Consider the following 8909-nt stretch of genomic DNA (forward strand, 5'->3'; position numbering starts at 1 on the left):
GCCTCTGGCAGCTGAACGTCGGGCATGCCGAAATCGCCGGCAAGATAATGACGACGCCATTTGAACAGCAGATTGGCGTTGATGCCGTGCTCGCGAGCGATCAGCGCAGCCGACGCACCCGGCTTGAGCGTTGCTTCGACGATCTGCCGCTTGAACTCGACAGAGAAATTCGGTCGCTTGGACCGTTTGGATTGATGAGGGCTGTCCACTGTAGCGTCCACCATTCGTTTGGTGGGCACCAAAGTAGCCAAACTCAACAAGTAAATCTACACGGTAATGAAGACGCGCTTACGGTTGTTGCGGGGCCAGCCAGTGAACGGAATCCCAGCTCGGCCCGGGAAAACGCGAGATTGGCGCATCCCATTGCGCATCAAGTCAAGGCAGAGTGAATCCTGCCTCGTTTGCATTTACGAATCTCCATCCACTCAAAAGCCTTTTGACAGGAAGACCAGTGAGCAGCGACTCTGTGGCAGTCACCGGTGACCGTAGGTCGCTCATCCCGAGTCGAACAGTCGACTAAACCGGCGAACGCAAACGCCGCGTCGGCGGACGAATCCGCCGAATGGATGGATTGATGCTGGACTGCTGGAGCGACCGCGAAAAGCTGGGGGCACGGCAGGACGTTCTAAGCAACTCCGGTATCGGCCAGGTGCCGACCCTTAGCAGCAAGGACATCGCGCAAAGCGAACGCTCGCGGGAGGTTTCGTAGGGAGGGGCTGGGTTGGTTGCAAATTTCGAGGGTCCGTATAAGAACTCACGGAAGGATCACTCCTTCGCCGGTTTTCAAGACCGGTGCCTTAAACCACTCGGCCACACCTCCAGGCCGCAAATTGTAACCTGGAAAAACCTCGGTGCGGCGCTCCGTCGGTCCGCATTCATCGCGGATCTTTCAGAAACAACGCCTGTAGATCGTTGAGGAACGCTTGTCCAAGCGGCGTCGGAGCAATCTTTTCGTGGTCGCGCGTAATCAGCTTGCGGCGTTCCGCTTCCTGCAACGCCGACTCGATAGAGGTCATCGACAAACCCGTGCGTTCGATGAACCGATGCACCGGAAACCCTTCCACCAGTCGCAGCGCGTTCAGCATGAACTCGAACGGCAGATCGCGCGGTCCGACTTCATGTTCTTCCTGCACCGCCGCGCCGGCTTTTGCCTGTTCGATGAACGTGGCCGGATGCTTATAGCGCGCCTGACGCAACACGCGGTTCGGGAACGACAGTTTCGTATGCGCGCCCGCGCCAATGCCGAGATAGTCGCCAAAACGCCAGTAGTTCAGATTGTGCTTGCTCTGCCGATGCGGCTTGGCATACGCCGACACTTCATAGCGCTCATATCCAGCGGCCGCCGTGCGCTCATGAATCCAGTCATGCATGTCGGCGGAGGCATCGTCGTCAGGTAGCGCGGGCGGAAACTTCGCGAACAGCGTGTTGGGTTCGAGCGTCAGGTGATACAGCGAAAGATGCGGCGGCGCGAACGACAACGCCGTCTCGACATCCGCCTGGCATTCGGCGAGCGTCTGCTGCGGCAGCGCGAACATCAGGTCGAGATTGAAATTGTCGAACGTGGTGGCGGCCACTTCGACCGCATGGCGCGCTTGCGTCGAATCGTGAATCCGGCCGAGCGCCTTCAGATGCGCTTCATTGAAACTCTGTATGCCCACCGACAACCGGTTCACGCCGCTCGCGCGAAACTGCGCGAACTTCGCGGCCTCGAACGTACCCGGATTTGCTTCGAGCGTGATTTCCGCGTCGGCGTCGAGCGGCAGCAGCGTGCGCACGTCGGACAGCATGCGGTCGAGCCCAGCTGCCGACAGCAAGCTCGGCGTACCGCCGCCGATGAACACCGTATGCACCTGCCGTCCCCACACGAGTGGCAAAGCCATTTCGAGGTCGGCGCGCAATGCGTCGAGATACTCGTTCTCGGGGAACGTGTCGCCTTTCCATTCATGCGAGTTGAAATCGCAGTACGGACACTTGCGCACGCACCACGGAAAATGCACGTACAACGAGAGCGGCGGCAGCGACGTCAAACGGATGCTGCCCGGCGACGTGAATGCCTTGATCACGCCGTTGCCGACATCGGCGGGCGCCGGCCTGATCGGAATCACGCTTCCTCCGTCAGACGCGCGAGCAGTTGGCGCAACGCAATCGCGCGATGGCTGCTGGCGTTCTTCACCGCGGGTTCCAGTTCGGCGGCGCTTGCGTTCAGGGACGGCAGGAAGAAGTACGGGTCGTAACCAAAACCATGCGAGCCGCGCGGCGCGTCGAGAATCTCGCCATGCCAGCGACCTTCGGCGATCAGAGGCTCGGGGTCGTCCGCGTGACGCACCAGTGCCAGCACGCAGTAGTAGTACGCGCGGCGATCGCTTTCGCCTCGTAACGCGGAAACCAGCCGCGCATTGTTCGCAGCGTCGCTCTTTTCGCCGCCGGCGAGTTGCGCGTAGCGCGCCGAATAGACGCCCGGCGCGCCGCGCAGCGCGCGCACGCACAGTCCCGAGTCGTCGGCGAGGGCGGGCAGGCCGGTGAGCCTGGCCGCATGCCGCGCCTTGGTCAGCGCGTTTTCGACGAACGTGGGATGCGGCTCTTCCGCTTCGGTCACTCCAAGTTCGCCTTGCGCAATCAATTCGATGCCGGCTGCGCCGACGAGCGCCGCGAACTCGCGCAGCTTGCCCGCGTTGTTCGACGCCAGCACGACCTTGTTCAACGGCGATCCGGATGGAGGCGCGCCGTTGCCTTCACGAACTTCACTCACCTCGAAACTCCAATGCTTCTTTCTGCTTCGCGATCAACGTGGCGATGCCGTCGCTCGCGAGATCCATCAGCGCGTTCATTTCATTGCGCGAAAAAGGCACGCCCTCGGCAGTGCCCTGAATTTCGACGAAGCCGCCCGCGCCCGTCATCACCACGTTCATGTCGGTGTCGCATTGCGAGTCTTCGTCGTAATCGAGATCGAGCACCGGCACGCCGTTGTACACGCCCACCGAAATGGCCGCGACGTAGTCCATGATCGGCGAGCTTTCGATGCGGCCTGCGGCCAGCAGCTTGCTGATTGCGTCATGCGCGGCGACGAACGCGCCGGTAATGCTCGCCGTGCGCGTGCCGCCGTCGGCCTGGATCACGTCGCAATCGATATGCAGTGTGCGCGCGCCAAGCTTCTCGAGGTCGAACACCGAGCGCAGCGCGCGGCCGATCAACCGCTGGATTTCCTGCGTGCGCCCGGTCTGTTTGCCGCGCGCGGCTTCACGGTCGCTGCGCGTGTGCGTGGCGCGCGGCAACATGCCGTATTCGGCCGTGAGCCAGCCCTGGCCGCGATCGCGCAGGAATGACGGCACGGTTTCGGCAATGCTTGCCGTGCAGATCACCTTGGTGTCGCCGAATGCGACCAGCACCGAGCCCTCCGCGTGCTTCGTATAGTGGCGCGTGATGCGTACGTCACGCAGCTGATTGGCGAGGCGGCCGCTGGGGCGTTGAGTGGTGTCGGTCATGTCGGCTTAGGTCGGCTTAGGTCGGATTAGATCGGATTAGATCGGATTAGATCGGGAGAAAGCAGGAGGCGAATGCACGATTTTACAGCCGATCCGGGCAGGTATGCGCCCCGACGGCTGGCCGCGTCCGCCGTGGCTCTCCAAGGGGCCCCATCGCCAAAAATGGGATAATGCCGTTTCACCGCTCCGCGTCTCGTACACGCCGGGCGATTCGATTCTTCGGCCAGCGTCTCACGCACGGCCACAATCGCGAGAACTACGATGATCTACAGCATGACTGGCTATGCGAGCGCGACCCGCGAACTCGTCGCGGCCTCGGCCTCGGGCACGGGCGGCGTAAGCGTGTCGGTCGAACTGCGCACGGTGAACTCGCGCTTTCTCGATCTGAACTTCCGTATGCCGGAAGACGTGCGCGTCTGCGAACCCACGCTGCGCGAAATGCTGATGAACAAGCTGTCGCGCGGCAAGGTGGATATCCGCATCAATCTGCAGCGCAGCGAACAGACGGCGAACGCCGGTTCGATCAATCATGACGCGCTCACGCAACTCGCGTTGCTGGAGCGCACAGTGCTTGCGACGTTCCCCGAAGCGGGCCGTCTACGCTCGGGCGAAATCCTGCGCTGGCCCGGTGTGCTCGCGGAGACGGGCGTGGCGCAGGACGTGTTGCGCGACGCGGTGCTCGCGTGCGGCAAGCAGGCCATCGCGGATCTGATCGACGTGCGTGCCCGCGAAGGCGCGCAACTCGCGACGATGCTGCTCGCCAACGTCACCGAGATGGAAGCGATCGTCACGAAGATCACGCCGCTCGTGCCGGAGCTGATCACGAAGCACCAGCAGAAAATCGTCGAGCGCCTGCAGGAAGCGCTCGGCATTGCCGCACCGGATACGGCCGCGACCATCGTGTCGCGCGAAGAGATCAACGAACGGATCCGCCAGGAAGTCACGATGTACGGCATCCGCATCGACATCGCCGAAGAACTGTCGCGCCTCACGGCTCACCTGAACGAAACGCGCCACGTGATCGAGAAGGGCGGCAAAGTCGGGAAGCGGCTCGACTTCATGATGCAGGAGCTCAATCGCGAAGCGAATACGCTCGGCTCGAAGGCGGCCGCGAAGGAACTCGCGGATTCGTCGATGACCCTCAAGCTGCTCATCGAACAGATGCGCGAGCAGGTACAGAATCTGGAATAAGGCTGGAGCATCACAACATGACCGATCACCACACACGCGAAAGCGGCGCACCGCGCAACCCGTATGCCGGAGCGTATCCCGGCAACCTGTTCATGGTCGTGGCACCCTCGGGCGCGGGCAAGTCGACGCTCGTGAATGCGCTCCTCGCCGGCGACGACGCGATCCGTCTGTCAATCTCGTATACGACGCGTCCGCCGCGTCCGCAAGAACAGGACGGCGAGCACTATCACTTCACGACCGTCGACGATTTCATGAAGCGTCACGATGCGGGTGAGTTTCTTGAAAGCGCGGAGGTGCATGGCAACTACTACGGCACGTCGCGCGTGTGGATCGAGGAGCAGATGAAAAGCGGCCATGACGTGCTGCTCGAAATCGACTGGCAGGGCGCGCAGCAGGTGAAGAAGCAGTTTCATAACGCGGTCGAAATTTTCATCTTGCCGCCGTCGCTCGAAGCGCTTGAAGAGCGCCTGAAAAAGCGTGGCCAGGACGAGCCGAACGTGATCACGCGACGGCTGCTCGCCGCCGGCAGCGAGATGGCGCACGCGGCCGAGGCGGAGTATGTGGTGATCAACGAGAACTTCGATCGCGCACTCAGCGAACTGCAGTGTCTCGTGGCCGCGACGCGTTCGCGCTTCGCCTCGCAATACGCGCGTCATACGCAGCTTTTCGTGCAACTCGGCATTCACCTTCCGCACCCCTGAGCGCGGCGGCGATTCGAGCACATAAGGTAGAATAAGCAACATACTGAGAAGGAACTCAACATGGCCCGCATTACCGTCGAAGACTGTCTCAAACAGATCCCGAACCGTTTCGAACTCGCGCTTGCCGCAACGTATCGCGCGCGTCAGCTCGCTCAAGGTCACACGCCGAAGATCGAAAGCCGTGACAAGCCCACGGTCGTCGCGCTGCGCGAAATCGCAGCCGGTCAGGTCGGCGTCGAAATGCTGAAGAAGGTGCCCGTTTAACGCGCACCGTTTGTGTTTTCGATTGGCCGCATTTGCCACGGCTTTTTTGCCACGGTTTTCTGCCACAGCGCTTTGCCATAGCTTTTTGCCTCATCTGATTGCGTCAACGTGCAGACCGGCGTCAACTCTCAACCGCTACGGAGGCGAACATGAGTACCACCCCGCCCACCGCCACGGAAGCGGAGCATGACGCCGACTCGCCTTCGTCTGCACGCAAGTACATCGACGCGGTTCTCGAACAGTCGTTTCGCCATCTGTTCGGGCCAACCGCAACGCCGGAGCAACCGCGCCGGCATGACGTCGTCTCCATTGCCAAGCTGACATCCGCGTTGTCCGGCTATTTGCAGCCGGAAGAGATCAAGGACGTCAAGGCAGCCTTCCATTTCAGCGACGAAGCTCACCTCGGCCAGTATCGCCAGAGCGGCGAGCCCTACATCACGCACCCGGTTGCCGTCGCAGAAATTTGCGCTGGCTGGAATCTCGACGGCCAGGCGATCATGGCTGCGCTGCTCCATGACGTGATGGAAGACCAGGGCGTGACCAAGGCGGAGCTCGCCGAGCGTTTCGGCGCGAAGGTCGCGGAACTGGTCGACGGTTTGTCGAAGCTCGACAAGATGGAGTTTCGCAATCGCGAGGAAGCGCAAGCGGAAAACTTCCGCAAGATGCTGCTCGCGATGGCGCGCGACGTCCGCGTGATTCTGGTGAAGCTCGCCGACCGGCTGCACAACATGCGCACGCTCGGCGCAGTGCCGCCCGAAAAGCGCCGCCGCGTAGCGCGCGAAACGCTGGATATTTACGCGCCGATTGCGCACCGGCTCGGGCTGAACAACACGTATCGCGAGTTGCAGGACCTAAGCTTCGCGAACTTCAATCCGCATCGGTATGCGACGCTCGAAAAAGCCGTCAAGGCCGCGCGCGGCAACCGGCGCGAGGTGGTCGGCAAGATTCTCGAGGCAGTGCAGCGCGCAATCGCCGATGCGAAGATTGACGCCGAAGTCACCGGCCGCGAGAAAACCATCTTCAGCATCTACAAGAAGATGCGCGACAAGCAGTTGTCGTTCTCGCAGGTGCTCGACGTGTACGGCTTCCGTGTGGTAGTCGAGAGCGCCTTGGAGTGCTACACCTGCATCGGCGCATTGCATGCTCTCTACAAGCCGGTGCCGGGCAAGTTCAAGGACTACATCGCGATCCCGAAGGTGAACGGCTATCAGTCGCTGCACACCACGCTCGTCGGTCCGTTTGGCGCGCCGATCGAGTTTCAGGTGCGCACGCGCAAGATGCACGAAATCGCCGAAGCCGGCGTGGCCGCGCACTGGCTGTACAAGAACGGCAGCGCGGATCTGAACGATGTGCAAAAGCGCGCACATCAGTGGCTCAAGTCGCTGCTCGACATTCAGAGCGAAGCAGGCGATTCGAGCGAATTCCTCGAACACGTGAAGATCGACTTGTTTCCAGATGCGGTCTACGTGTTCACGCCGAAGTCGAAGATCATGGCGTTGCCGCGCGGCGCCACGGCGCTCGACTTTGCGTATTCTATCCACAGCGACCTGGGCAACCAGTGTGTCGCGGTGAAGATCAACAACGAACTGCTGCCGCTGCGCACCGAGTTGAAGAGCGGCGATATCGTCGAAGTCATTACCGCGCCGTATTCGAAACCGAATCCGGCGTGGCTCGGTTTCGTGCGCACCGGCAAGGCCCGTTCAGCGATTCGCCATTATCTGAAGACGATGCGGCTGAACGAGTCGGTTCAGCTTGGCGAGCGTCTTGTCGATCAGGCGTTGAAGGGCTACGGCCTCGCGCTGTCGGACGTGACGCCGGAAGCGTGGGAAAAGCTCGTGCAATGGACGGGCAACAAGAACGGCCAGGAAATTTTCGCTGACATCGGTCTCGGCCGGCGTGTCGCGGCGGTCATGGCCAAGCGCATCGAAGTACTGATGAGCGGCCGCGATGCTGACGACGACGGCTCACGTTCCGATTCCGGCTCGGCGCCCCATGCTCCGCCGGTCGTGATTACCGGCACCGAGGGCATGTCGGTGCAATTGTCCGCATGCTGCCGTCCGATTCCGGGCGACGACATCATGGGCTATATCGGCATTGGCCTCGGCATGGCCATCCATACTACTGATTGCCGTGTCGCTCAGCGCATCCACCGACGCGATCCGGGCCGCTGGATCGACGTGGCGTGGGCGCCGCAACCGGGGCGTCTGTTCGACGTCGCCGTCAAGGTTCTGGTCAAGAACACGAAGGGCGTGTTTGCCCGCGTGGCCGCGGACATTACCTCGGCAGACGCCAACATCGTGCACATCGCGATGGACGAGGACTTATCGCAGGAATCCACGATTTTGCGCTTCGTGATCCAGGTCAGCGACCGCGTTCATCTGGCCAACGTCATGCGCCGCGTGCGCACGAATCCGGACGTGATGCGCATCGCGCGCGAGCGGCCGAGCGACGACGGCCATCACCGGCATGACGGCGGCATGCGAATCGACCGCGAGCGGGCCGATTACTGAGCTCGGCGCTCGCTTGTTGAAGAAGCGCCGTTTCTTTTAATCGGAACGCAAAGGGCACGAGCGAGTCTCACCTGAAAACTCAGGGAGAGCGCTGATGAAAGTAGCTGACCTCGAGGGCCTCGCACTGGATTATTGGGTGGCCCGCAGCCTGCACGACTTCGTGCGGGAAATCCGCTTCACTGACAGCGGCGAGACCGTCGCGATTCGCGGTAACGACCGTGGTCGTCCGTGGGACGGCCGTTTCAAGCCTACTACCTCATGGGACGCCGCTGCCGCGGTGATGGAGCGCGCGCGTCGGCTGGAAATGCGGGAGCGCAGCGAAGAGGGCGCTGCGCACTGCGTCGCGGAGTTCGAAGGCGGCCGTGGCGCGGTTGAGGGGCGTGGGGACTCGGTGCGCGTGGCACTGCTGCGGGCGTTCGTCGAAAGCCGGTTTGGCGATAGTGTCGGCGAGATGCTGCACGAGTCGCAGATGTTGGTCGGCCAAACGGCGCGCCGCATCGCCAAAGCCACCGCTGGCGATACTTTTGAAGAAGTTCCGAGCCCGGACGGGCATATTGGGGACATTCAGTCCCCGCCGCGGCCGTGAGGGTGGCGCGCCGATCACTGCACTGCCATGAGCGGTTGAACAAAAACGCGCTTGAAAAAGCAAAGGGCCTTCCGATTGGAAGGCCCTTTAAAGGTGGTGCGGCTGGCAGGATTCGAACCCACGACCCCTTGGTTCGTAGCCAAGTACTCTATCCAACTGAGCTACAGCCGCACGC

General features: G+C 61.8%; 9 protein-coding genes and 2 tRNA genes. 5 read left to right on the forward strand and 6 right to left on the reverse strand.

The genetic code is table 11. The annotated features are described in order from the left end of the window. The 5 genes from F759_RS0135640 to rph form a co-directional block, all read right to left on the reverse strand. A partial coding sequence (locus F759_RS0135640) for a transposase (RefSeq protein WP_244439014.1) occupies positions 1–260 on the reverse strand: 260 nt, incomplete at its 3' end. Between the two features lie 478 nt (positions 261–738). Beyond that, positions 739–817 (reverse strand) — tRNA-Ser (locus tag F759_RS42740). A 58-nt stretch (positions 818–875) separates the two neighbouring features. Further along, positions 876–2105 (reverse strand): radical SAM family heme chaperone HemW, encoded by a 1230-nt coding sequence (hemW, locus tag F759_RS0135650; protein ID WP_027803933.1) that lies wholly within the window; start codon positions 2103–2105, stop codon positions 876–878. After that, positions 2102–2749 carry an RdgB/HAM1 family non-canonical purine NTP pyrophosphatase gene (rdgB, locus tag F759_RS0135655; RefSeq protein WP_027803934.1) on the reverse strand — a complete coding sequence of 216 codons (648 nt, stop codon included), beginning with the start codon at positions 2747–2749 and terminating at the stop codon, positions 2102–2104. Before rdgB ends, hemW begins: the two co-directional genes overlap by 4 nt. After that, a complete protein-coding gene (gene rph, locus F759_RS0135660) occupies positions 2742–3482 on the reverse strand; it encodes a ribonuclease PH (protein ID WP_027803935.1) in 741 nt (246 codons plus the stop codon). The genes rdgB and rph overlap by 8 nt, the downstream gene beginning before the upstream one ends. A 261-nt stretch (positions 3483–3743) precedes the next feature. On the opposite strand from rph, the gene F759_RS0135665 reads away from it, so the two are divergent. From F759_RS0135665 to F759_RS0135690, 5 genes are all read left to right on the forward strand, one after another. Continuing rightward, positions 3744–4673: a YicC/YloC family endoribonuclease gene (locus F759_RS0135665; RefSeq protein WP_027803936.1), complete on the forward strand. Its 930-nt coding sequence runs from the start codon at positions 3744–3746 to the stop codon at positions 4671–4673. A 17-nt stretch (positions 4674–4690) separates the two neighbouring features. After that, positions 4691–5374, forward strand: coding sequence for a guanylate kinase (gmk, locus tag F759_RS0135670; protein ID WP_027803937.1), 684 nt, complete (start codon positions 4691–4693; stop codon positions 5372–5374). A gap of 60 nt (positions 5375–5434) precedes the next feature. Further along, on the forward strand, positions 5435–5638 hold the full coding sequence (rpoZ, locus tag F759_RS0135675) for a DNA-directed RNA polymerase subunit omega (RefSeq protein ID WP_006025620.1): 204 nt from the start codon (positions 5435–5437) through the stop codon (positions 5636–5638). A 149-nt stretch (positions 5639–5787) separates the two neighbouring features. Next, the gene (locus F759_RS0135685) at positions 5788–8148 is read left to right on the forward strand and encodes a RelA/SpoT family protein (protein WP_027803938.1); all 2361 of its coding nucleotides are present in this window, start codon (positions 5788–5790) and stop codon (positions 8146–8148) included. Between the two features lie 94 nt (positions 8149–8242). After that, positions 8243–8734, forward strand: coding sequence for a phage protein NinX family protein (locus F759_RS0135690; RefSeq protein ID WP_027803939.1), 492 nt, complete (start codon positions 8243–8245; stop codon positions 8732–8734). A 94-nt stretch (positions 8735–8828) separates the two neighbouring features. On the opposite strand, the gene F759_RS0135695 is transcribed toward F759_RS0135690, so the two are convergent. Then, a tRNA-Arg gene (locus F759_RS0135695) sits at positions 8829–8905 on the reverse strand. Between the last annotated feature and the right edge of the window lie 4 nt (positions 8906–8909).

The organism is Paraburkholderia dilworthii (assembly GCF_000472525.1).
Lineage (GTDB): Bacteria > Pseudomonadota > Gammaproteobacteria > Burkholderiales > Burkholderiaceae > Paraburkholderia > Paraburkholderia dilworthii.

Excerpts from the sequence above, each read along its gene's own strand:
- rph (WP_027803935.1), bottom strand. The coding sequence starts at position 3,482 with ATGACCGACACCACTCAACGCCCCAGCGGCCGCCTCGCCAATCAGCTG.
- F759_RS0135665 (WP_027803936.1), top strand. The coding sequence starts at position 3,744 with ATGATCTACAGCATGACTGGCTATGCGAGCGCGACCCGCGAACTCGTC.
- gmk (WP_027803937.1), top strand. The coding sequence starts at position 4,691 with ATGACCGATCACCACACACGCGAAAGCGGCGCACCGCGCAACCCGTAT.
- rpoZ (WP_006025620.1), top strand. The coding sequence starts at position 5,435 with ATGGCCCGCATTACCGTCGAAGACTGTCTCAAACAGATCCCGAACCGT.
- F759_RS0135685 (WP_027803938.1), top strand. The coding sequence starts at position 5,788 with ATGAGTACCACCCCGCCCACCGCCACGGAAGCGGAGCATGACGCCGAC.
- F759_RS0135690 (WP_027803939.1), top strand. The coding sequence starts at position 8,243 with ATGAAAGTAGCTGACCTCGAGGGCCTCGCACTGGATTATTGGGTGGCC.